The sequence below is a fragment of the Methylobacterium sp. E-041 genome (genome assembly GCF_022829665.1).
GTDB lineage: Bacteria > Pseudomonadota > Alphaproteobacteria > Rhizobiales > Beijerinckiaceae > Methylobacterium.
The window spans coordinates 25,678-47,492 of record NZ_JAKSYQ010000134.1 but is presented as its reverse complement, the minus strand read 5'-3'; the positions used below and the strand labels follow the sequence as shown (position 1 = coordinate 47,492).

Genomic DNA, 21,815 nt, shown 5'->3' with positions numbered 1-21,815 from the left:
GCGACGCTCCCACCCGCGCCGACCCGTGAAACCACGGCCGCCTCGTGCGTTGACCGGGGATTTTCACCCCGATCGGGAGGGACGCGCGATGACGAAGGCCGAGGACAAGGATTCGCGGGACGACGCCGAGCACGACCGCGAGCAGACCCGGAAGGAGTTCGACGCGGCGGTGAACATGACGCCCGCCGCCTTGAGGAAGCATCTCGACTCCGACGCCAGCAAGTCGGTCGGGCAGAAGTCCGGCGGCGGCGAGGCCACCGGGCACAAGGAGGGGCGCCGCATCCTCGAGATCAAGGCCAAGAAGAAGGCCGACCTCACGGACGACGATTACGGCCACATGCGCAAGGTCGTCGGCTACGTCCGCCGGCACCTCGCGCAGGGCGGCAAGTCGCGCAACGATCCCGACTCGGCCTGGGCGCTGTCGCTGATGAACTGGGGCCACGACCCGTCGAAGGACTGAGCCGGATCGCGCGGCGCGTCGGAAAAACAGCGCGCCGCGTCGAGCCCGTCAGTGCTGGCCGTAGCCGGCGATCCAGGCCGGTGCCAGCACGTAGCGCCGCTTGGCGCGGGGATCGGTGCGGCCCTCCATGAGGCCGCTGTCGTAGTAGTTAAAGCCGGTGATGCCGTAGCCGCCGCCGTTCATCACCTGCGGCACGGCGATCGCCGGCACCGCGAGGTCGGGGCGCGCGGGCGGGACGATCGGGCGGTTGGCGCCGTCGACCTGCAGCACCGTGGGGCCGTCCGGACCCTGGAACACGTAGGCCCCGGACTGGGCCTGGGCGGCACCGGCACCGGCGAGCGCGAACAGGCCGGCGGCGAGGCCGTGTCGGAGGAAGGTGTTCATCGCGTGCTCCGTCGCTGAGGGGCGGGTTCGATCGTCGGGGCATCATGCCCGATGCGCGGCCGCGTGTCCGTCGCCGCGACGCGCCGGCCGCGGCATCGCCCCCGGAAAAACCGACCGGAAGCCCCGGTCGGTCGGCTCTCGATCAGCCTCGATCAGCCCTTGGAATGCAGCACGACCGCCGGCTGCCGGGCGATCGGCTTGCAGGTCGTGTCGAAGGCGTTCAGCACCAGCGGGCGCGAATCGCAGGCGAAGGCCGCATCAGGGCCCGGCGCCGGGATCGGGTCGCGGGCGACGATCGGGTTCGGCGCGCAGGCCGAGGCGGCTGCCGCCAGCAGCAGGGCGGCGGGCAGGGACAGGCGACGCATGCAAGCCTCGGGGACGCGAGTGCGGATCATTGCCGCCGACCCTGCGCACGGGGCCGGCGGGTGACAAGCACATGCAGCACACCCATCGCGCTTTGGCCGGGCCTGTCGCCCCGCCGCAACAATCGGGATCAGGCGCTCTTGGCCAGCGGCACGACGTTGTGCAGCGTCTTGTCCGCGGTCTCGAGGAAGCGGCGGACGTTGCGGGCCGCCTGGCGGATGCGCTGCTCGTTCTCGACGAGGGCGATGCGGACGAAGTCGTCGCCGAACTCGCCGAACCCGATGCCGGGCGCCACCGCGACGTCCGACTTCTCGAGGAGGAGCTTCGAGAATTCGAGGCTGCCGAGCGCCTTGAAATTCTCCGGGATCGGCACCCAGGCGAACATCGAGGCGGCGGGCGCCGGGATCTTCCAGCCGGCCTTGCCGAAGGACTCGACCAGCGCGTCGCGGCGCTTCCTGTAGATCGCCCGCATCTCCTGGATGCAATCGTCCGGCCCGTTGAGCGCGGCGGTCGCCGCGACCTGGATCGGCGTGAAGGCGCCGTAATCGAGGTAGGACTTCACCCGCGACAGCGCGGCGAGCAGGCGCTCGTTGCCGACGGCGAAGCCCATGCGCCAGCCGGCCATCGAATAGGTCTTCGACAGCGAGGTGAACTCCACCGTCACGTCGATCGCACCCGGCACCTGCAGCACCGAGGGCGGCGGCTCGCCGTCGAAGTACACCTCGGCATAAGCGAGGTCCGAGAGCAGGATGATCTCGTGGCGCTTCGCGAAGGCGACGAGGTCCCGGTAGAAGTCGAGCGTCGCCACGTAGGCCGTCGGGTTCGACGGGTAGCAGACAACCAGGGCCACCGGCTTCGGGATCGAGTGCGCCATGGCGCGCTCCAGCGCCGGGAAGAACGCGGGCGTCGGCTCGGCCGGGACGGAGCGGATCACGCCGCCCGCCATCAGGAAGCCGAAGGCGTGGATCGGGTAGCTCGGGTTCGGCACCAGCACCACGTCGCCCGGCGCGGTGATCGCCTGCGCCATGTTGGCGAAGCCCTCCTTCGAGCCGAGGGTGGCGACCACCTGGGTGTCGGGGTTCAGGCTCACGCCGAAGCGGCGCTGGTAGTAGCCCGCCTGGGCGCGGCGCAGGCCGGCGATGCCCTTCGAGGCCGAGTAGCGGTCGGTGCGCGGGCGCCCGGCCGTCTCGCACAGCTTGGCGATGACGTGCTTGGGGGCGTCGAGGTCCGGGTTGCCCATCCCGAGGTCGATGATGTCGGCGCCGTTGGCGCGGGCGGCGGCCTTGATCCGATTGACCTGCTCGAACACGTAGGGGGGCAGGCGCTTGATGCGGTGAAAATCGGTCATGGCCATCTGTCCATCGGCGCGGATCCCGTGGGGCGGCACTGGCGGCCCCGACGGGTGGCGGTCGGCCTCTCTAACATCGAAGCGGCCTGCCGCCGACCCCGAATATCGGCCTTATTGTGCCGGCTGGGCCGGCGCGCTCGCCGGCTTCGTCGCCTTGCCGGCGCTCTCCGCGGCCCGGCCCCGCGATTCGTTGCGGCCGCGGGCGCCTTCGAGCTCGGCTTCCAGCGCCTTCTGGCTCTCGGCCGACTTCGCCCGCACCGGACGCGCCGGAGCGGAGACGCCGACCGGCATGAACTCGGTCCCGCCCTTCGGCCGCGAGTTCGCCACGAAGTCCGGCGCGGCGACGGCCTTCGGGCCGTAGCCGGCCTCGACCGCCAGCGTCTTGATCGGCGAGAGGTCGGAGGAGCAGGCCCCCGTGGCCGCCGCCGCGCAGAGCGCGAGCGTGCCGAGGAGGCGCCGGAACGCGATGCCCTGCGCTGCGGAGCCGGACGGATTCGACGGCCTGCCCGGAGAAGTCGTGCCGGGATCCGGAACCTTGTCGCAAGTTGAGGTCATGCCGCAGTTATATCGCCGTTCGCGCCTGCCGCGCTGGGCAAATTCGGGGTTGGCGCGTTAATTTGGCGGAAACGAGGCTCGGACCGCCCTCCGGGGCGGGCGCTCGGGTCCGCCCGCGCTGCCGGCGCGGACGAAGCCAGGGAGTGGATCACGCGTGACGACGCAGCCGACGACGCCCGCGATGCTCGATTTCGAGGCCCTCTCGCGCAATGCGGGCCAGTTCATGGAACAGCTCCGACGGGCCGCCGCGCGCTACGTCGCTCCCGAGGACGGCCTGCCGGTCCAGCCCAAGCCGCCGCAGGAGGCGAGCGAGCTCGTGCGCACCCTCGGCACCGTGGCCGAGACGTGGCTTTCCGATCCGAAGCGGACGCTCGAGGCGCAGGCCAAGCTCAGCGAGGCCTTCGTTGCTCTGTGGGGCACGACGTGGATGCGCCTCCAGGGCCAGGAGGCCGAGCCGGTGGCGCAACCCGAGCCGAAGGATGCGCGGTTCGCCGACGCCGAATGGTCGTCGAACCCGTATTTCGACTTCATCAAGCAGGGCTACCTGATCACCACCCGCTGGGCCGAAGGCCTGGTGAACGAGGCCGAGGGCATCGACGAGCACACCCGCCACAAGGCGCAGTTCTACCTGCGCCAGCTCGCCGGCGCGCTCTCGCCCTCGAACTTCGTGATGACCAACCCCGAGCTGATCCGGCACACGCTGCAGGAGAACGGCGCCAACCTCGTCCGCGGCATGAAGATGCTGCAGGAAGACATCGAGGCCGGCGCCGGCGAGCTGCGCGTGCGCCAGACCGACCGGAACGCGTTCGAGTTCGGCGTCGACGTCGCGGTGACGCCCGGCGAGGTGGTGTTCCGCAACGACCTGATGGAGCTGATCCAGTACGCGCCGCGCACCGAGACGGTGCTGAAGCGCCCGTTCCTGATCGTGCCGCCGTGGATCAACAAGTTCTACATCCTCGACCTGAATCCGGCGAAAAGCCTGATCGGCTGGATGGTCGACCAGGGCCTCACCGTCTTCGTGATCTCCTGGGTCAACCCGGACGAGCGCCACCGCGACAAGGACTTCGAGTCCTACATGCGCGAGGGCATCGAGGCGGCGATCGACGCGATCGGCGTCGCCACCGGCGAGACGGAAGTGGCGGCGGCCGGCTACTGCGTCGGCGGCACGCTGCTCGCCGTCACGCTCGCGATGCAGGCCGCCACCGGCAACAAGCGCATCAAGAGCGCGACTTTCCTGACCACGCAGGTCGACTTCACCCATGCCGGCGACCTCAAGGTCTTCGCCGACGAGGGGCAGATCCGGCAGATCGAGACCCAGATGGCCGAGCGCGGCTACCTCGACGGCGCCAAGATGGCCAACGCGTTCAACATGCTGCGGCCGAACGACCTGATCTGGTCCTACGTCGTCAACAACTACGTCAAGGGCAAGCCGCCGAGCGCCTTCGACCTGCTGTACTGGAACGCCGACGCCACCCGCATGCCGGCGGCCAACCACGCTTTCTACCTGCGCAACTGCTACCTCGAGAACAACCTCGCGCAGGGCCGGATGGTGCTCGGCAACATCCGCCTCGACCTGAAGAAGGTGACGGTGCCGGTGTTCAACCTCGCCACCCGCGAGGACCACATCGCGCCGGCGATCTCGGTGTTCGAGGGCTCGTCGAAGTTCGGCGGCCCGGTGGACTACGTGCTGGCCGGCTCCGGCCACATCGCCGGCGTCGTCAACCCGCCCTCCAAGCCGAAATACGGCTACTGGACCGGCGGAAAGGCGGAAGGGCGCCTGGAGGATTGGCTCGGGGCCGCCACCGAGACCAAGGGCTCGTGGTGGCCGTACTGGTTCAAGTGGCTCGAGGCGCAGGCGCCCGAGCGCGTGCCCGCCCGCAAGCCCGGCGGCGACGCGCTGCCCTCGCTGGCGCCCGCCCCCGGCACCTACGTGCGCATGAAGGCCTGAGCGTCGGCTTGACCCGCCTGCCGCGGCGACCACCTTCCGCGTCAGGATTGTTCGAAATGGGGGGCGCACATGAAGCTGGTTCGGCACGGATCGGCGGGAGACGAGAAGCCGGGCCTGATCGACGGGAACGGCGGCCTGCGCGACCTGTCCGCGGTCCTGCGCGACATCGCCGGGCCCGGGCTCTCGCCCGAAGCGCTCGACCGCCTGCGCGTGATCGACCCGGAGACGCTGCCGCTCCTGCCGGCTTCGACCCGGCTCGGCCCCTGCGTCGGCGGCACCCGCAACTTCGTCGCGATCGGCCTGAACTTCGCGGATCACGCCGCCGAGACCGGCTCGCCGATCCCGTCCGAGCCGATCGTCTTCAACAAGGCGCCGTCCTGCATCGTCGGCGCCAACGACACGGTGATCATCCCCAAGGGATCGGCCAAGACCGACTGGGAGGTCGAGCTCGCCGTGGTGATCGGCTCCCGCGCCTCCTACGTCCACGCCAACGAGGCGCTCGACTACGTGGCGGGCGTGTGCATCTGCAACGACGTTTCCGAGCGCGAATGGCAGATGGAGCGCGGCCCGACCTGGACGAAGGGCAAGGGCTGCCCGACCTTCGGGCCGCTCGGCCCGTGGCTCGTGACCCTCGACGAGATCCCCGACCTCGGCAACCTCGCGATGAGCCTCGACGTGAACGGGCAGCGGATGCAGACCGGCTCGACCGCGACGATGATCTTCGACGTGCCCCAGCTCGTCGCCTACGTCTCGCATTTCATGATGCTCGAGCCCGGCGACATCATCACCACCGGCACCCCGCCCGGCGTCGGCCTCGGCATGAAGCCGCCGCGCTATCTCAAGGCCGGCGACGAGATGATCGTGCGCATCGAGGGGCTGGGCGAGCAGCGCCAGCCGGTGATCGCCTTCGACGACTGGACCGCGAAGGTCTCCGCCGGCGAGCCCACGAACTGACGCTTTTCCTCGATGGCTGCGGTCGTGCCGCCGCGACGGACGGCGATCCGCTCTCGACTTCGTGAACGTCCTCTGCACAGAAGGCTCTGTACCTCGGAGGACGCCGTCACGTGAGCATCGGTCTGATCGCCCTTCTCGACGACATCGCCGGGATCGCCAAGGTCGCCGCGGCTTCGCTCGACGACGTCGCCGCCCAGGCGGCCAAGGCCGGCGTGAAGGCGGCCGGCGTGGTGATCGACGATGCGGCGGTGACGCCGCGCTACGTCGTCGGCTTCGCCGCCGAGCGCGAGCTGCCGATCGTCGGCAGGATCGCGCTGGGGTCGCTGCGCAACAAGCTGCTGTTCCTGCTCCCGGCCGCCCTGGCGCTCGGCGCCTTCGCGCCCTGGGCGATCACGCCGCTGCTGATGCTCGGCGGCGCCTACCTCTGCTACGAGGGCGCCGAGAAGGTCTACGAGGCGCTGTTCCCGCATGCCGGCCACGCCGACGACACCCCGCGCGATGCCGCCGGCGACGGCCGGGCAATGGAGGACCGCAAGGTCTCGGGAGCGATCAAGACCGACTTCATCCTCTCGGCCGAGATCATGGCGATCACCCTGGCGGCGCTCCCCGACGGCGGCGTCGCCACGAAGGCCGCCGTGATGGCGCTGGTGGCCGTCGGCATCACCGCCTTCGTCTACGGCGCGGTGGCGCTGATCGTGAAGGCGGACGACGCCGGCCTGGCGATGGCGGCGAGCACCTCCACCTCCGCGTTCGGCGGCGTCACCCGCGCGCTCGGCCGGGGCATCGTCACCGGGATGCCGCCGTTCCTGGCCCTGCTTGCCATCGTCGGCACGGCGGCGATGATCTGGGTCGGCGGCGGCATCCTGGTCCACGGGCTCGAGACCTACGGGCTGCCGCAGGTCGCCCACGCCCTGCATGCGGCCTCCGAAGCGGTCGCCGGCCTGCTGCCGCCCGCCCTGTCCGGCGTCGCCGAATGGCTGGTGACGGCCGCCGGCTCCGGTCTCGTCGGCCTCGTCGTCGGCGGCCTGCTGATTCCGCTGACGAGCTTCGTGATCGCGCCGGCCTGGCATGGCCTGGCGCGCCTGCGCGGTGCGGCGGCCTGAGCCGGACGGCTTGATTTTCGCCCGCGGATTCGCCTCATGGGCGCATGATGCAGCCGACCCCGCTCCCCGCCGCCCCCGCCATCCGCCACGACTGGACGGTCGAGGAGATCCGCGCGATCCACGACCTGCCGCTGCTCGACCTCGTGTTTCGCGCCGCCTCCGTGCACCGGGCCCACAACGATCCGGCCGACATCCAGCGCGCCTCGCTCCTGTCGATCAAGACCGGCGGCTGCCCCGAGGATTGCGCCTACTGCCCGCAATCGGCCCATCACAAGGGCACCGGCATGGCCAAGGAGCGCCTGATGCCGGTCGACGCGGTTCTGCGCGAGGCCGCCGAGGCGAAGGCGGCCGGGGCGCACCGGTTCTGCATGGGCGCCGCCTGGCGCCAGCCGAAGGACGGCCCGGAATTCGACGCGGTGCTGGCCATGGTCCGCGGCGTGCGCGGCCTGGGCATGGAGGCGTGCGTCACCCTCGGCATGCTGACGCCGTCCCAGGCCGTGCGGCTCGCCGAGGCCGGGCTGACCTCCTACAACCACAACCTCGACACCGGACCGGACTTCTACGAGGACATCATCTCGACCCGGACCTACGCCGACCGGCTCCAGACCCTGGAGAACGTGCGCGAGGCCGGCATCGGCCTGTGCTGCGGCGGCATCGTCGGCATGGGCGAGGGTGTGACCGACCGGGCCGCGATGCTCCAGGTGCTCGCCAACCACGCGCCGCATCCCGAGAGCGTGCCGATCAACGCCCTCGTCGCCGTCGAGGGCACGCCGCTGGAGGACCGCCCGCCGGTCGACCCGCTCGACCTCGTGCGGATGTGCGCGACCGCGCGGATCGTGATGCCGAAGGCGCGGGTGCGCCTCAGCGCCGGGCGCAAGGGGCTGACCCGCGAGGCGCAGATCCTGTGCTTCCTCGCCGGCGCCAACTCGATCTTCTACGGCGAGCGCCTGCTGACCACCGCCAACAACGAGACCGATTCCGACGCCGCCCTGCTGCGCGACATCGGCATCACGGTGGCCGCGCCCATGATGGAAGCCGCCGAGTAGGCCTCAGGCCTCGGCGTCCGGCAGCACGATCCGGAACCGGGTGCCCTCGGCGGCGGGGTCGAGCGACAGCGTCCCGCCGTTCAGCCGCACGAGCTCGGAGGCGATGGCGAGGCCGAGCCCGGTGCCGCCCGAGCGCATCGAGCCTTGGAAGGCCTCGAACAGGTGCTCCTTCGCCCGCGCCGGCAGGCCGGGACCGTTGTCGGCCACCAGGATCGTCACCGCACCGGCGCATTCGCGCCCGGCCGTGATCCGCACCTCCGGCGAGGCCACGTTCGCCTCGGTGAAGTCGTGCGCCTGCACGGCGTTGCGCACCAGGTTTCCGATCGCCCGCCCGATCTGCTCGGAATCGGCGAACACTGTCAGCTCGGGGGCGACCTCGGTCACGACCCGGACGCGGCCGTGGGCGGAGAGCGCCGCGAGATCGGCGAGTTCCGCCAGGACCGGGGCCAGCGCGAACGCGCGGCTGCGCGGCGTGCGCTCGGCGGCGCGGCCGTAGGCCAGCGTCGCCTCGCAGAAGCGGATCGCCCGCCCCAGCGTCGCGACGAGGCGCGGCGCCACGCGCTGCACCGTCGGGTCCGAGGTTTCCTCGAGCCGGTCGCCGAGCAGCTGCGCTCCGGTCAGCAGGTTGCGCAGCTCGTGGTTGATCTTGGCGACCGAGAGCCCGAGCTCGGCGAGCCGGCGCTTCTGGCGCAGCTGGTCCGCGAGCGTCCGCTGCATCCGCGCCAGCGCGGTCTCGGCGAGCCCGATCTCGTCGCTGCGCGGCGCGGGCGTGATGATCCGGTCGGCCCCCTCCGGGTCGTCGGCGAAGGCGGTGATGTTGCGCGCGAGCCGGCGCACCGGCCGCACGATCAGGGTCTGCAGCACGAAGAAGACGAGGCCGGCCGCGGCGGTGGCGACGATCAGCGACGACACCGCCAGCCGGATCGCGAAATCGACAACCGCCTGCTTCAGCGGTGCGTCGTCGAGGATGATCTCGACCAGGTCGAAGCCTTCCCAGCCCTGGCCGACGATGCGGATCGGCTCGTCGACCGGTTCGGTCAGCGTCCGCCAGGCGCCGCGGATGGCGCACCAGATCGATCGGTTGCGCAGGTCGACCGTGTCGGAGACCCGGTCCGGCATCGGCTCGATCGACAGGAGCTGGCGGGTGTCGCCGTCGCGGACCGCGATCGCGCGGGCGCCGACGCCGGCCAGCAGGCGCCGGGCGAGCTCGTCGGACACCGGGTGCCCTTCGCTGGCATCGAGCACGAGGGCCGCGACCTGCGCGGCGCTGATCCGGTCGGACAGCCAGGACAGGCGGTAATTCGCGACCGCGGGCACGAAGATCAGGATCTCGATCGCCGCGACGAAGGCGACGGTGACGAGGAAGAGCCGTCCGGAAAGGCCGAGGCGCTTGAGCCAGCGGTCGGAACGCGGCACCGCGACGGGCGCGTCGCGCTCTGCCGCCTCCGTCGAGTCCGTGTCAGTCCTTGCGACCACTGCTATCCCGGCCCCGGAAAGCGCGGCGACCCCGTGCCTCTTCGCGAACGTCCCGTCGCCACCCGCATCCCCTGGCCGAGACGGTGGCACGATCATCCCTCGTAGCCCGCGGGCCGAGGAAGCGTCGAGGGGGCATCACCCCCGGGATCGGCGCGCGAACGCGATTTTCAGTACGCAGCGTGGGGATAATCGCGTCCCGCGAAGGTCGAGCGGTCCCGCGGATCAGCCCGCGTTGCGCCGGATGAAGCGCCGCCGCAGGCCGATCGAGAGCAGCGCGAACAGGCCGAGGCCGCCGAGGCCGATCACCATCCGCGGCGTCACCAGCGCGCGGAAGCTCAGCGCGTTGTCGCAATCGCTGCCGCCGGCGGACAGGCATACTGCTTTCGCGTCCGCATGGGCCGCGACCACGTCCTCGATGCCGGCGCCGGTCGCCGCGTAGACGAAGGCGCCGGGCAGCAGGCCGCAGGCGGTGGCGAGCACGAAGGTGCGCAGCGCCACGCCGAACGCGGCCGGCCCGAGATTGGTCATCCAGAACGGGAACAGCGGCAGCAGACGCAGGAACACGATGTAGCCGAAGGCATCGTTGCGGAACCCCTCGGCGAGCGCGCCGAGCCGCGGGCCGGCCACCCGCCGCAGCAGGTCCGAGGCCGGCCCGCGGCCGATCGCGAAGACGATCGCGGCGCCTGTGGTGGCGGCGCAGACGGCGACGATCGCGCCGGTGACGATGCCGAACAGGAAGCCGCACACCATGGTGAGGATCAGCGTCGCCGGCACCGAGACGACGACGGAGCCGACATAGATCAGGTAGGCCAGCACGAGGGCGCGCGGGCGGTCCGCCTCGACGAAGGCGCGCAGCCATTGCCGCGACTCGAGCAGCCGGTCGAGGCTGAGGAGCTGCGACGCGCCCGAGACCAGCACGGCGATCGACAGCGCGATCAGCAGCGCCAGGGGCAGCCAGCGCAGCGCGCGGCGGCGGGCGGAGCGCGGACGCTCGGGCGGCGTCGCGCCGGCCGCGGTCACGCGGGCTTACGCATCCGCAGGATCTTGAAGAACCCGCCCGGGAAGGTCGGCGCGACGCCGATGAACTCGACGCCGTTGCGCCGCGCCCAGGCCTCGATCCGGGTCGACTTGAAGTCCGACGACCAGCCGATCTTCGTGCAGAGCGGCGCGACGATCTCCTCGACCTTCGCCACCGGTCCCTCGGTCTGCCCGAAATGGTTGGCGAGCACGATGCCGCCGCCGGGGCGGACCACCCGCAGGAACTCGGACAGGGCGGCTTCCGGGTCGGGCACCAGGGTGATCAGGAACTGCGCCACCACCGCGTCGAACGACGCATCGGCGTAGCCGAGGCGGCAGACGTCCATCACCTGCAGGCCCTTCACGTGGGTAAGGCCGCGGCGCTGCACCTTGCGGCGGGCGCGCTTCAGCATGTCCTCGGACAGGTCGACGCCGCAGACGAAGCTGGCGCGCGGGTAGTAGCCGAGCGACAGGCCGGTGCCGACGCCGGCCTCGAGGATGCGCGGGCCGCTCTCGGCGGCGGCGGCCACCGCGGCCCGGGCGGCCGGCTCGGTGAGCTTGTCGTAGACCACGTCGTAGACCGGCGCCCAGCGGGCATAGGCCTTGCGCATCAGGGCGGTGCTCGGCCCGGCCTCCGGCTCGCTCAGCATTCGTGTTCTCTTCCGGTCTCGAGGGGGATGTTCAGAGCGGGCCGCGTCGGGTCACGCGGCTCTCGCCGCGCCCGCCGAGGCCGCGTCGATGCGGCGGATCGTGCCGCCGCCGAGCACGCGTCCGCGCGGGGTCTCGTCGGCGTAGATCGCGCAGGCCTGGCCCGGCGAGACCCCGTCCTCGGGCACGGCCAGGACGATCTCGGCGGCGCCGGTCGCGGGGTCGTAGTCGAGCCGGGCAAGGCGCGGCTCGCGCGTCGAGCGCACGCGCACCGCGACCGCCATGTCGGAGACGGGGCCCGGTGACCCGAGCCAGTTCACGTCGGTGAGCCGGATGCGGTGGGTCGCCAGCGCGATGCGCGGGCCGACCACCACGCGGGCGGTGTCAGGCTCGAGCCGGACCACGTAGAGCGGCTCGGGCGAGGCCACGCGCAGGCCGCGGCGCTGGCCGACCGTGTAGTGGATGATGCCCTCGTGGCGCCCGAGCGCCTGGCCGTCGAGATCCACGATCTCGCCCGGCCGCGCGGCGTCGGGGCGGAGCCGCGCGATCACGTCGGCGTAGCGGCCCTGCGGCACGAAGCAGATGTCTTGGCTGTCGGGCTTCTCCGACACCACCAGCTCCAGCTCGCGCGCCAGGCGTCGGGTCTCGTCCTTGGGCAGCTCGCCGAGCGGGAACCGCAGGAAGTCGAGCTGGTCCTGCGTCGTGGCGTAGAGGAAGTAGCTCTGGTCGCGCGCCGGATCGAGGGCGCGGTAGAGCGCGCGGCGCCCGCCCTCCCCCGGCAGCGCCCGGCTCGCGACGTAATGGCCGGTGGCGAGGCAGTCGGCGTCCAGGTCGCGGGCGGTCGCCAGCAGGTCGCGGAACTTGATCGAGCGGTTGCACTCGACGCACGGGATCGGCGTCTCGCCGGCCAGGTAGCTCTCGGCGAACCGGTCGATCACCGCGTCGCGGAAGCGGTCCTCGTAGTCGAGGACGTAGTGCGGAATGCCGAGGCGCTCGGCGACGCGGCGGGCGTCGTGGATGTCCTGGCCGGCGCAGCAGGCGCCCTTGCGATGGGTCGCGGCGCCGTGGTCGTAGAGCTGCAGGGTGATGCCGACGACGTCGTAGCCCTGGCGCTTCAGCAGCCCGGCCACGACGGAGGAATCGACGCCGCCGGACATGGCGACGACGACGCGCGTCTCGTGCGGGGGCTTGGCAAGATCGAGGGAGTTCATGGCGCCGGGTCTGACGGCGGCACGGGTCTGCGAAGATCCCGCCGCACGGGCCTGTCTATAGTGTGTGTCGTTCGGCGTTTCCAGGGCGCGTCCCGATCGCCGCGGTCGACCGCCCCGGCAAGTCCTGCCGGGCACGCGGCAGCATCGGCCCGCGGCGGCATGATCCCCCAGCCGGTCCGTCGCCGAAAGACGATGTTTCTCAGTCTCTTGGCTCGGCGCACGCGCTGGCCTGTCGCTTGCTCCGCCTCCCGCAGGAGAGCGTGCATGGCGGTGGGAACGACGGACTTCGTGGATGCGGCGGCGCGGGCATCCGCTCGCGCGACGACGCGCGACCTGGCGGATGCGGCGGCGCATGCCCGCTTCGGCCGCGATCTCGAAGCCGCCACCGCCAAGGACAACGCCCAGGCCCGCAACGCCGCCGAGCGCCAGCGCAGCGCGGACGCGACCGCCGCCGGCCGGGCCGACCGTGCCAAGGCCGCCGACCTCGCTGCCGCCGACGCCAAAACGGCCCGCGCCGCTGCAATCCGCGATGCTTCCGCGAAGGCCGATCCGGCCGCGCCGGGCGCGGGTGCCGCGCCGTCCGATCCCGCTCCCTCGCGATTTGGCATGGCGGCGACCGCCCGCGATGCCGGCCCGACCCAGCCCGAGGCGGAAGCGCCGGCCCAGGACGATGCGCCGTCGACGGAGGACGCCTCGGCGGCCTCCGCCGGCAAGCCGGCGCCGACGAAGACCGCGGCGGCCGAGACCGAGGACGGCAAGGTCACCGACGCGAAGGCCGCCGACGCGAAGGGTGCCGACCCGAAGGCGGCCGACGTCGCTCTCGCGACCCCGACCCTCGCGCTCGTCCTCGCCGCTGCGCCTCCGACGCGTCTCGGCGCCGCCGCGAAGGCGATGTCGGCCGGCACCGGCGCGACGGCGGCAGCCGGCGTCGGCGTCGCGGGCACGACGGCGGCCGCCGGGCTCGCCGAGATCGCCGGCGGGACGGCATCGCCCGCGGACGCGACGGGCGACGATGCGGTGGCCGGCGCGGATGCCGGGCCGGGCACGGCGGCCAAGGCCGACCTCTTCGCCGCGCTCACCGACGCCGCGTCGGCCGGCCCCGCGACGCCGGACCCCGTCGCCAGGGCCCAGGCCGCGCCGTCCGGCTCCTCGCCGATCGCCGCGGACAAGGCCGCGGCCCAGCCGACAGCGGCGCCGGTGCCGCTCGGCCAGGTGCCGATGACGATCGGGCTGCGGTCGCTCGCCGGATCGAGCGAGTTCCAGATCCGGCTCGATCCGCTCGAGCTGGGCCGCGTCGACGTCACCCTCGACATCGACAAGGACAAGGGCACCGTCACGACGCATCTCGTCGTCGAGCGCGTCGAGACCCTGGCGATGCTCCAGCGCGATGCCGGCAGCCTGCAGCAGGCACTGGCCCAGGCCGGGCTCGACCCGTCGCAGGGCGGCATCACGATGTCGCTGCGCAGCGACGGCGGATCCGGCGGGGAGACCGCGCAGCGCGGCGGGCAGCCCGGCCGCGGCAGCGCCCCGCCCGGCACCCCTTCCGAGGCCGCCGTCGCGGAAATCGCGCCGACGCGCGCGCTCCGGGGCCTGAGCGGCCTCGACATCCGAATCTGAGGAGGCTCCAACGATGACCAGCGGCATTTCCAGCCTGACCAGTGCGGCCTCATCGAGCAGCACGGGCAAGACCGCCGACAGCGCGACGCTGGCGAGCAACTTCACGCAGTTCCTGACCCTGCTGACGACGCAGCTGAAGAACCAGAACCCGCTCGACCCGATGGACACCAACCAGTTCACCCAGCAGCTGGTGCAGTTCGCGCAGGTGGAGCAGCAGCTCAAGGGCAACGACCGCCTCGACAGCATCCTGGCGAGCAGCAAGGCGGCGAGCTCGGCCTCGGCCACGAGCTACATCGGCAAGACCATCACCACCGACGGCACCACCGCCGACCTCAAGGACGGCTCCGCGACCTGGAGCCTGACGCCGGCGCGCGCGGCGACCAAGGCGGTGGTGACGATCTCCGATTCCAACGGCAACGTCGTCGGCACCCAGACGACGTCGCTCGCCGCCGGCCCCCAGACCTTCTCCTGGAACGGCAAGAACTCGTCCGGGCTTGCCTCGGCGGCGGGCACCTACTCGATCAAGGTCTCGGCCACCGATGCGACCGGCGCCGCCGTCTCGGTCGCGACCGAGACAACCGGCACCGTGGACGAGGTCGACCTCAGCGGGGCCAACCCGGTCCTGGTCATCGGCACCTCACGCGTGCCGCTCTCCAGCGTCACCGGGATCGGGTTGTCCACAACCTCGGGATAACGAATCACTTCCGAGTGATCCGCTTCAACATGTTTTAAGCCCGCGCAAGTAGGTTGATGGCTCGACAGGTCAGTCGAGTTGTAGAGCGTATCATGACCGAACCGCACCGCCCGAGAGTGAAATACGTGATCGGGCCCGATGGAAGTCCCCTGACGATCGCCGACCTGCCGCCCACGAGCACCCGTCGATGGGTGATCCGCCGGAAGGCCGAAGTGGTGGCCGCCGTCCGCGGCGGTCTCCTGAGCCTGGAAGAGGCTTGCCAGCGCTACACCCTCACCACCGAGGAGTTCCTGAGCTGGCAGTTCTCGATCGACCAGCACGGCCTTGCCGGCCTGCGCACCACGCGCATCCAGCATTACCGCCACTGACTCGACCCCGTGCCCCGGCCGGCGCGGTTCAGCCCGCGCGGTCGCCGCCGGTTTCACGCGAAGCCGCATCCGCCTCCCGCGGATGCGGCTTCGCTGCTTGGAGGGCCTCGGCGATGGAGGGGCGGCGGCCATTCGTTAACCGCCCGCTAACCACGGCCTGGGCAAATTCTGCCGGGCGGGGCCGATCGCGGCGCCCGCCTGGGGTGGGCGCGTAACAGCCGTGAAGCCGGTTCTCGATCTCGTCACCAAGCTCGGACCGGCGCGCCTCGCCGCGATGGCGGCGGTGACGCTGACCCTCATCGGCTTCTTCGCCTTCGTGATCCTGCGGGTCTCGCGCCCCGACATGGGCGTGCTGTTCGCCGACCTGTCGGCCCAGGATGCGGCCGCCGTGGTGCGCGACCTCGATGCCCGCGGCATCCGCTACGAGACCCGGGGCGACACCGGCCAGACCGTGATGGCGCCGCGCGCCGACCTGCCCCGCCTGCGCATGGACCTCGCCGGCAAGGGTCTGCCGAGCCAGGCCGGCGTCGGCTACGAGATCTTCGACAAGGGCGACGCGTTCTCGTCGACCAACTTCGTCCAGAACGTGAACCACCTGCGCGCGCTCGAAGGCGAGCTGTCGCGCTCGATCCGGGCGATCGGCCGGGTCCAGGCCGCCCGCGTCCACCTCGTCCTGCCCGAGCGCCGCCTGTTCGAGCGCGACCGCGAGCTGCCGAGCGCCGCCATCGTCCTAAAGCTGATGGGCGACCTCGATGCCGGCCAGGTCCGCGCGATCCGGCACCTGGCCGCCTCCGCGGTCGAGGGCCTGAAGCCCGAGCGCGTCTCGATCGTCGACGAGCGCGGCCGGCTCCTGGCGGACGGCGCCCGCGGCGAGCAGGGCGAGGCCGGCGCCTTCGAGGAGAAGCAGACCGGACTCGAGCGCCGCTTGCGCTCGCAGATCGAGGAGATCGTCGCCGGCATCGTCGGGCCGGGCCGTGCCCGCGTCCAGGTCTCGGCCGAGCTCGACATGAACCGCGTCGAGAGCCGCTCGGAGACCTTCGACCCCGAGAGCCGCGTGGTACGCTCGAGCCAGACCCGCACCGAGGCCTCGCAGACCGCCAACAACGAGGGCTCGGTCAGCGTCGGCAACGAGCTGCCCGGCGCGGCCCAAGACAAGGCGCCCGCGCCGAAGGATTCCTCGAACAAGAACGAGGAGACCACGAACTACGAGATCTCCAAGGTCACGCGGACCGAGGTGGTCGAGGGCGGCCGGGTGAAGCGCCTCTCGGTGGCGGTGTTGGTCGACGGCGCCTACGCGCCCGGCCCCGACGGCAAGGTCGCCTACCAGCCCCGGCCGGCGGCCGAGATCGAGCGGATCGCGGCCCTGGTGCGCAGCACCGTCGGCTTCGACAAGGCGCGCGGCGACCAGATCGAAGTGGTGAACCTGCGCTTCGCCGAGGCGCCGACCCCGGCCGACTTCGTCGAGCCGACGCTGATCCAGTCGCTGCTCAGCCCGACCAAGGAAGACGTGATGCGGTTCGTCGAGCTCGGCGTGCTCGCCTTGCTCACCCTGATCGTGCTGCTCGTCGTCGTGCGTCCGCTGCTGCGCCGCGTGCTCGCCTCCGACCCGGCGGCGACGCCGCTGCTCGGTGCGGCGGGCGCGGCGGGCGGGGTGGACATCGAAGCCGGCGGCACGATCCTGGTGCCGCGGGAGAACCAGACCGCCCGGCTGATGGAATTCGCCAAGATCAACGGGCAGATCCAGGCCGACACCGTGCAGCGGGTGGTCGACATGGTCCGCGCCAGCCCGTCCGAGACGGTCGAGGTCCTGCGCAACTGGATCCAGGAAACGCCGTAGCCGGCACGATGCGAACGACGACCGAGTGGCTTTGAGGAGGGGACGGGACGATGGCGGCGGGTGCGGGACTGGGTGAGAGCTTGCAGGACCTCGGGGGATCGGCGTTCGCGTCGATGCCGGGGCCGCAACGTGCCGCCGCGCTGCTGCTGCTCCTCGGCGAGGCCGAGGGGGCGCCGATCTGGCAGCGCCTGGAGGAGGACGAGATCAAGACGGTCTCGCACGCGATGGTCCAGCTCGGATCGCTGGAAGCCGAGACGGTCGAGAAGCTGATCATCGACTTCGTCTCGCGGCTGTCGACCGGCGGGGGCATCACCTCGAACTTCGAGCGCACGGAGTCGCTGCTGCTGAAGATCTTCCCCACCGAGCAGGTCTCGATGATCATGGCCGAGATCAAGGGCGCCTCGGGCAAGCGGGTCTGGGCCTCGATCGCCCAGGTCGATCCCGAGATCCTCGCCGCCTTCCTGCGCAACGAGTACCCGCAGACCGTCGCCGTGGTGCTGTCGAAGGTGCGCTCCGACTACGCGGCCAAGGTGCTCACCCTGCTGCCGGAGGAATTCGCCATCGACGTGCTCAACCGGATGCTGCGGATGGAGACCGTGCAGAAGGAGGCGCTCCGCCACATCGAGGAGACGTTGCGCGTCGAGTTCGTCGCCACCATCGCGCAATCCGCCCGCCGCGACGCGCACGAGATGATGGCCGACGTCTTCAACGCCTTCGACCGCCAGACCGAGGGCCGGTTCCTGGCCGCCCTCGACCAGGGCAACCGCGGCTCGGCCAAGCGCATCCGCGAGCTGATGTTCACCTTCGAGGACCTGCTCAAGCTCGATCCCGGCAGCGTGCAGACGCTGATGCGCTCGGTCGACAACGAGACCTTGTGCCGGGCGCTGAAGGGCGCCGACGAGCGCGTGCGCGGCTTCTTCCTGGCGCAGATGTCGACCCGCGCCGCCAAGAACCTCACCGACGAGATGGGCTCGATCGGCCCGATCCGCCTCAAGGAGGTGGACGAGGCCCAGGCCAAGATGACCGAGCTCGCCAAGGACCTCGCCGACAAGGGCGAGATCATGATCGCCAAGAACAGCGCCGAGGAGGAGCTGGTCTATTGAACGCCAAGCCCGCTCCGGCCAAGACGCCGTTCCTGTTCGAGACCGACTTCCGCCGGCCGCAGCCGAGCCGCGAGAGCGTGCGCGCGGCCGAGGCCGCCGACGAGGCCGCCGCCCACGCCCACGCCCGCGGCGTGCAGGAGGGCCGCGCCCAGGCCGAGGCCCAGGCGCAGGCGCGGCTGTCCGATGCGATGACCCGCCTGTCGCTCGCCGCCGCCGGGCTGATCGCGCAGGCCGACGCCCGCGACGTGGCGCGCGAGGACCAGGCGGTCGAGGTGGCGGTGCTGCTCGCCCGCAAGATCGCGGGCGACGCCCTCGACGCCCGGCCGCTCGCCGCGATCGGCGAGGCGGCGCGTGCCGCCCTCCAGCACCTGCGCGGCGTGCCGCACCTTGTCGTGCGCGTCCATGACGGCCTCGTCGAGGAGGCCGAGGGGCTGATGAAGCGGTTGGCGCGCGAGCGCGGCTACGAGGGCCGCCTCGTCGTGCTGGGCGATCCCGACATGGCGTCGGGCGACGCCCGCATCGAGTGGGCCGACGGCGGGATCGTGCGCGAGCGCGCCCGCATCGAGGCCGCGGTCCTCGATGCCCTCGGCACCACCGTCGAACCCTGAGAGATCGAAAGAGCCCGATGTCCGACGATTTCAGCCTGCCGCAGCTCGGCGACCAGGATCCGGCCTTCGCGGGCGAGGATTCGATCCGCGACGTGCCGACGACGCCCAAGAGCGCCTCCGACCTCGAGCAGCTCTTCGACGTGCCGGTGATGGTGTCGGCGGTGCTCGGTGCCGTGCGGATGCCGATCGGCGACCTGCTCCGCCTCGCCCCCGGGGCGGTGCTGGAGCTCGACCGCAAGGTCGGCGAGGCGGTCGACATCTTCGTCAACAACCGCCTCGTCGCCCGCGGCGAGGTCGTTCTGGTCGAGGACCGCCTCGGGGTGACGATGACCGAGATCGTCAAGGGCGACCGCTGACCTCTTGAGACCCGGGCCCCGCGCTCCGCCGTGCACGACGGGGCGGTCCGCGGCGCCGACACAGTTAGAACGGAGACACCGCGATGCGGCTCTTGATCATCGGACGGCTCAACGGCGAGCTGATCACCGCCTCGAAGATCGCGATGAACCGCGGGGCGGCGGTGACCCAGGCCGACGGCGTCGCGCAGGGGCTGAACGTCCTGCGCGCCAAGGGCGCCGACCTCATCATGATCGATGTCGGGCTCTCGATCCGCGACCTCGTCGCGGCGCTGAGCGAGGAGCGCATCCGCACCCCGGTCGTCGCCTGCGGCGTCACCACCGACGCGAAGGCCGCCGTCGCCGCGATCCAGGCGGGCGCCAAGGAGTACATCCCCCTCCCCCCGGACCCGGACCTGATCGCCGCCGTGCTCGAGGCGGTCTCGGCTGACGGACGCGCCTTCGTCTGGCGCGACGCCTCGATGGAGAAGGTGGTGCGCCTGGCCGAGCAGATCGCCCGCTCGGAGGCCTCGGTGCTGATCACCGGCGAGAGCGGCACCGGCAAGGAGGTGCTCGCCCGCCACGTCCACCAGAAGTCGGCACGCGGCAACAAGCCGTTCGTCTCGGTCAACTGCGCCGCGATCCCCGAGGCCCTGCTCGAGTCCGAGCTGTTCGGCCACGAGAAGGGCGCCTTCACCGGCGCGGTCGCCCGGCGCATCGGCCGCTTCGAGGAGGCCAACGGCGGCACGCTGCTGCTGGACGAGATCTCGGAGATGGACGTCCGCCTGCAATCCAAGCTGCTGCGGGCGCTGCAGGAGCGGGTGATCGACCGCGTCGGCGGCTCGGCCCCGGTCAAGGTCGACATCCGCGTGCTCGCCACCTCGAACCGCAACCTCGCCGAGGAGGTCCGCAAGGGCACGTTCCGCGAGGACCTGTTCTACCGCCTGAACGTCGTCCACCTGCGCCTGCCGCCCCTGCGCGAGCGCCCGGCCGACATCCTCGAGCTCGCCGCGCACTTCGCCAAGAAGTATGCCGAGGTGAACGGCGTGCCGGTGCGGCCGCTCGGGCGGGCGGCGCAGGAGATGGTGCTGAAGAACCCGTGGCGTGGCAACGTGCGCGAGCTCGAGAACACCCTGCACCGGGCGGTGCTGCTCGCCTCCGGCCCTGAGATCGGCGCCGACGCGATCCTGACGCCGGAGGGCGACTCAATCGCCGCGCCGGTCGGTGCCGCGACGCGCGCGGCCCAGGTGGCGGAAGCCGCGACCCGCGGGCTCGTCGGCCGCACCGTGGCGCAGGTCGAATGCGACCTGATCCTCGACACCCTCGACCATTGCCTCGGCAACCGCACCCATGCGGCCAAGATCCTCGGCATCTCGATCCGGACGCTGCGCAACAAGCTCAACGAGTATGTCGGCTCGGGGCTCGAGGTGGCCGAGCCCGGCTCCGCCCGGGCGATCGCCGCCTACGGCTGATCGGCCTCCGCCGTCGGCTCCGCCGCGGCGCGGGGGCGGTGCTCGGGAAGCGTCACGCGCACCACCGTGCCGGCACCGACCTCGCTCTCGAAGGCGAGGCGGCCCCGGTGGCGGTTGAGGCTGTGCTTGACGATGGCGAGGCCGAGCCCGGTGCCGCCCTTCTGGCGGCTCGACGCCACGTCGATGCGGTAGAAGCGCTCGGTCAGGCGCGGCAGGTGCTCGGGGGCGATGCCCGGCCCGTCGTCGCGCACGCTCAGCACGATGCGGCTGCCGAGCAGCGCGTCGCGCGTCCGCGCCAGGCCGACGACGACGCTGCGGCCGCCGTACTTCACCGCGTTCTCGATCAGGTTCTCGACGACGCGCAGCAGCTCGTCCGGCTCGCCGAGCACCGGATACGCGCCCTCCCCCGCCTCCAGGACGACCGCGACGCCGCGGGCTCCCGCGAGCGCCCCTTGCGCATCGACCATCTGGCGGGCGATCGTGCCGAGGTCGACCACCTGGGTCGGCGCCACGTGCTCGCGCAGCTCGATCCGCGAGAGCGAGAGCAGGTCGTCGATCAGCCGGGTCATCCGCTGCGCCTGGCTGTGCATGATGCCCAGGAAGCGCTCGCGGGCCGGCGCGTCGGCCCGGGCCGGGCCCTGCAGCGTCTCGATGAAGCCGAGGAGCGAGGCCAGCGGCGTGCGCAGCTCGTGGCTGGCATTGGCGACGAAATCGACCCGCATCGCCTCGAGGCGCCGCGCGGCGGTGAGGTCGCGCAGGAACAGCACCACGTTCGGCTGGCCGCCCTCCGGCATCGGCAGCGCGCCGATCTGGACCTCGAAGGCGCGCTCGGTCGGCACGCGGACGGCGTAGGTGGTCTTCGCGGGCGCGCCGGTCCGCAGCACCGCCTCCACCGCGTCGAGCACGTCCGGCGCGCGCAGGGCGAAGGAGAGCGGGTGGCGCAGGCGCAAGGCCGGCAGCAGGGCCCGCGCAGCCGGGTTCGCCTCGATCACCACCGCGCGGCGGTCGATGAGGATCACCGGGTCGGGGATGTTGGCGAGCAGCGCCTCGGCGACCGCGTGGCGATCGGTCTGGCGCAGGCTCGGTGCGGCGGCGATCGCGTCGCGCCCGCGGGTGGCGAGAAAGCCGCCGACGCAGATCGCCGCGAGCCCCGCCGCGATCATCGGCCCGTCGAGGAGGCCGCGGTGGTACGCGAAGAGACCGACGAGCGAGACCGCCGTCGCCGCGCTGGTCCAGGCCGCTCGGCTCGTGGCGGCCTCAGGCATGCTCGC

General features: G+C 71.8%; 22 protein-coding genes. 13 read left to right on the top strand and 9 right to left on the bottom strand.

What is annotated here, in order from left to right; genetic code table 11:
- Positions 1-88 precede the first annotated feature (88 nt).
- Positions 89-460, top strand: coding sequence for a DUF3140 domain-containing protein (locus tag MKK70_RS12620; protein ID WP_147728102.1), 372 nt, complete (start codon positions 89-91; stop codon positions 458-460).
- 48 nt (positions 461-508) lie between these two features.
- Here the strand turns inward: MKK70_RS12620 and MKK70_RS12615 are convergent, their stop codons facing one another.
- From MKK70_RS12615 to MKK70_RS12600, 4 genes are all read right to left on the bottom strand, one after another.
- Positions 509-844: a hypothetical protein gene (locus MKK70_RS12615; protein WP_147728101.1), complete on the bottom strand. Its 336-nt coding sequence runs from the start codon at positions 842-844 to the stop codon at positions 509-511.
- A 152-nt stretch (positions 845-996) separates the two neighbouring features.
- Complete coding sequence (locus MKK70_RS12610; protein WP_147842880.1) at positions 997-1,209, bottom strand: hypothetical protein; 213 nt, start codon at positions 1,207-1,209, stop codon at positions 997-999.
- A gap of 128 nt (positions 1,210-1,337) precedes the next feature.
- On the bottom strand, positions 1,338-2,555 hold the full coding sequence (locus MKK70_RS12605) for an LL-diaminopimelate aminotransferase (protein ID WP_243948094.1): 1,218 nt from the start codon (positions 2,553-2,555) through the stop codon (positions 1,338-1,340).
- Positions 2,556-2,666: 111 nt separating this feature from the next.
- A complete protein-coding gene (locus tag MKK70_RS12600; protein WP_279603625.1) occupies positions 2,667-3,110 on the bottom strand; it encodes a hypothetical protein in 444 nt (147 codons plus the stop codon).
- Positions 3,111-3,291: 181 nt separating this feature from the next.
- Here MKK70_RS12600 and MKK70_RS12595 point away from each other — a divergent pair, with 181 nt between their 5' ends.
- From MKK70_RS12595 to bioB, 4 genes are all read left to right on the top strand, one after another.
- A complete protein-coding gene (locus tag MKK70_RS12595) occupies positions 3,292-5,058 on the top strand; it encodes a class I poly(R)-hydroxyalkanoic acid synthase (protein WP_279603627.1) in 1,767 nt (588 codons plus the stop codon).
- Positions 5,059-5,127: 69 nt separating this feature from the next.
- Positions 5,128-6,012: a fumarylacetoacetate hydrolase family protein gene (locus MKK70_RS12590; RefSeq protein ID WP_243948085.1), complete on the top strand. Its 885-nt coding sequence runs from the start codon at positions 5,128-5,130 to the stop codon at positions 6,010-6,012.
- A 110-nt stretch (positions 6,013-6,122) separates the two neighbouring features.
- Positions 6,123-7,115: a DUF808 domain-containing protein gene (locus MKK70_RS12585; RefSeq protein WP_243948083.1), complete on the top strand. Its 993-nt coding sequence runs from the start codon at positions 6,123-6,125 to the stop codon at positions 7,113-7,115.
- 47 nt (positions 7,116-7,162) lie between these two features.
- Positions 7,163-8,161 (top strand): biotin synthase BioB, encoded by a 999-nt coding sequence (gene bioB / locus MKK70_RS12580; protein ID WP_409568270.1) that lies wholly within the window; start codon positions 7,163-7,165, stop codon positions 8,159-8,161.
- Between the two features lie 3 nt (positions 8,162-8,164).
- On the opposite strand, the gene MKK70_RS12575 is transcribed toward bioB, so the two are convergent.
- From MKK70_RS12575 to mnmA, 4 genes are all read right to left on the bottom strand, one after another.
- On the bottom strand, positions 8,165-9,577 hold the full coding sequence (locus MKK70_RS12575; RefSeq protein ID WP_243948139.1) for a sensor histidine kinase: 1,413 nt from the start codon (positions 9,575-9,577) through the stop codon (positions 8,165-8,167).
- Between the two features lie 282 nt (positions 9,578-9,859).
- Positions 9,860-10,657 carry a TVP38/TMEM64 family protein gene (locus MKK70_RS12570; RefSeq protein WP_147860349.1) on the bottom strand — a complete coding sequence of 266 codons (798 nt, stop codon included), beginning with the start codon at positions 10,655-10,657 and terminating at the stop codon, positions 9,860-9,862.
- Positions 10,654-11,304: a class I SAM-dependent methyltransferase gene (locus MKK70_RS12565; RefSeq protein WP_147729569.1), complete on the bottom strand. Its 651-nt coding sequence runs from the start codon at positions 11,302-11,304 to the stop codon at positions 10,654-10,656. Before MKK70_RS12565 ends, MKK70_RS12570 begins: the two co-directional genes overlap by 4 nt.
- A 51-nt stretch (positions 11,305-11,355) precedes the next feature.
- A complete protein-coding gene (gene mnmA / locus MKK70_RS12560; RefSeq protein ID WP_243948074.1) occupies positions 11,356-12,513 on the bottom strand; it encodes a tRNA 2-thiouridine(34) synthase MnmA in 1,158 nt (385 codons plus the stop codon).
- Between the two features lie 264 nt (positions 12,514-12,777).
- On the opposite strand from mnmA, the gene MKK70_RS12555 reads away from it, so the two are divergent.
- The 8 genes from MKK70_RS12555 to MKK70_RS12520 all read left to right on the top strand — a co-directional run bounded on the left by MKK70_RS12555 (position 12,778) and on the right by MKK70_RS12520 (position 20,544).
- Complete coding sequence (locus MKK70_RS12555; RefSeq protein WP_243948072.1) at positions 12,778-14,130, top strand: flagellar hook-length control protein FliK; 1,353 nt, start codon at positions 12,778-12,780, stop codon at positions 14,128-14,130.
- 13 nt (positions 14,131-14,143) lie between these two features.
- Positions 14,144-14,824, top strand: a complete 681-nt coding sequence (locus tag MKK70_RS12550; protein ID WP_243935999.1) for a flagellar hook assembly protein FlgD — start codon at positions 14,144-14,146, stop codon at positions 14,822-14,824.
- A 92-nt stretch (positions 14,825-14,916) separates the two neighbouring features.
- Positions 14,917-15,192 (top strand): DUF1153 domain-containing protein, encoded by a 276-nt coding sequence (locus tag MKK70_RS12545; protein WP_147728884.1) that lies wholly within the window; start codon positions 14,917-14,919, stop codon positions 15,190-15,192.
- Between the two features lie 220 nt (positions 15,193-15,412).
- Entirely contained in the window at positions 15,413-17,029 is a 1,617-nt protein-coding gene (gene fliF, locus MKK70_RS12540; protein ID WP_147728883.1) for a flagellar basal-body MS-ring/collar protein FliF, read from the top strand.
- Between the two features lie 50 nt (positions 17,030-17,079).
- The gene (locus MKK70_RS12535) at positions 17,080-18,132 is read left to right on the top strand and encodes a flagellar motor switch protein FliG (RefSeq protein ID WP_147728882.1); all 1,053 of its coding nucleotides are present in this window, start codon (positions 17,080-17,082) and stop codon (positions 18,130-18,132) included.
- Positions 18,129-18,740 carry a FliH/SctL family protein gene (locus MKK70_RS12530; protein WP_147859732.1) on the top strand — a complete coding sequence of 204 codons (612 nt, stop codon included), beginning with the start codon at positions 18,129-18,131 and terminating at the stop codon, positions 18,738-18,740. Before MKK70_RS12535 ends, MKK70_RS12530 begins: the two co-directional genes overlap by 4 nt.
- Before the next feature lie 17 nt (positions 18,741-18,757).
- Positions 18,758-19,096, top strand: a complete 339-nt coding sequence (gene fliN, locus MKK70_RS12525) for a flagellar motor switch protein FliN (RefSeq protein ID WP_147727056.1) — start codon at positions 18,758-18,760, stop codon at positions 19,094-19,096.
- Between the two features lie 83 nt (positions 19,097-19,179).
- The gene (locus MKK70_RS12520) at positions 19,180-20,544 is read left to right on the top strand and encodes a sigma-54-dependent transcriptional regulator (protein ID WP_147727057.1); all 1,365 of its coding nucleotides are present in this window, start codon (positions 19,180-19,182) and stop codon (positions 20,542-20,544) included.
- Here the strand turns inward: MKK70_RS12520 and MKK70_RS12515 are convergent.
- The gene (locus tag MKK70_RS12515; protein WP_243948070.1) at positions 20,535-21,809 is read right to left on the bottom strand and encodes an ATP-binding protein; all 1,275 of its coding nucleotides are present in this window, start codon (positions 21,807-21,809) and stop codon (positions 20,535-20,537) included. The two genes, MKK70_RS12520 and MKK70_RS12515, sit on opposite strands and share 10 nt — an antisense overlap.
- Between the last annotated feature and the right edge of the window lie 6 nt (positions 21,810-21,815).

Coding starts and splice junctions, on each gene's coding strand:
- MKK70_RS12620 (WP_147728102.1), top strand. CDS start 89: ATGACGAAGGCCGAGGACAAGGATTCGCGGGACGACGCCGAGCACGAC.
- MKK70_RS12615 (WP_147728101.1), bottom strand. CDS start 844: ATGAACACCTTCCTCCGACACGGCCTCGCCGCCGGCCTGTTCGCGCTC.
- MKK70_RS12610 (WP_147842880.1), bottom strand. CDS start 1,209: ATGCGTCGCCTGTCCCTGCCCGCCGCCCTGCTGCTGGCGGCAGCCGCC.
- MKK70_RS12605 (WP_243948094.1), bottom strand. CDS start 2,555: ATGACCGATTTTCACCGCATCAAGCGCCTGCCCCCCTACGTGTTCGAG.
- MKK70_RS12600 (WP_279603625.1), bottom strand. CDS start 3,110: ATGACCTCAACTTGCGACAAGGTTCCGGATCCCGGCACGACTTCTCCG.
- MKK70_RS12595 (WP_279603627.1), top strand. CDS start 3,292: ATGCTCGATTTCGAGGCCCTCTCGCGCAATGCGGGCCAGTTCATGGAA.
- MKK70_RS12590 (WP_243948085.1), top strand. CDS start 5,128: ATGAAGCTGGTTCGGCACGGATCGGCGGGAGACGAGAAGCCGGGCCTG.
- bioB (WP_409568270.1), top strand. CDS start 7,163: ATGCAGCCGACCCCGCTCCCCGCCGCCCCCGCCATCCGCCACGACTGG.
- MKK70_RS12565 (WP_147729569.1), bottom strand. CDS start 11,304: ATGCTGAGCGAGCCGGAGGCCGGGCCGAGCACCGCCCTGATGCGCAAG.
- mnmA (WP_243948074.1), bottom strand. CDS start 12,513: ATGAACTCCCTCGATCTTGCCAAGCCCCCGCACGAGACGCGCGTCGTC.
- MKK70_RS12555 (WP_243948072.1), top strand. CDS start 12,778: ATGGCGGTGGGAACGACGGACTTCGTGGATGCGGCGGCGCGGGCATCC.
- MKK70_RS12550 (WP_243935999.1), top strand. CDS start 14,144: ATGACCAGCGGCATTTCCAGCCTGACCAGTGCGGCCTCATCGAGCAGC.
- MKK70_RS12545 (WP_147728884.1), top strand. CDS start 14,917: ATGACCGAACCGCACCGCCCGAGAGTGAAATACGTGATCGGGCCCGAT.
- MKK70_RS12535 (WP_147728882.1), top strand. CDS start 17,080: ATGGCGGCGGGTGCGGGACTGGGTGAGAGCTTGCAGGACCTCGGGGGA.
- fliN (WP_147727056.1), top strand. CDS start 18,758: ATGTCCGACGATTTCAGCCTGCCGCAGCTCGGCGACCAGGATCCGGCC.
- MKK70_RS12520 (WP_147727057.1), top strand. CDS start 19,180: ATGCGGCTCTTGATCATCGGACGGCTCAACGGCGAGCTGATCACCGCC.
- MKK70_RS12515 (WP_243948070.1), bottom strand. CDS start 21,809: ATGCCTGAGGCCGCCACGAGCCGAGCGGCCTGGACCAGCGCGGCGACG.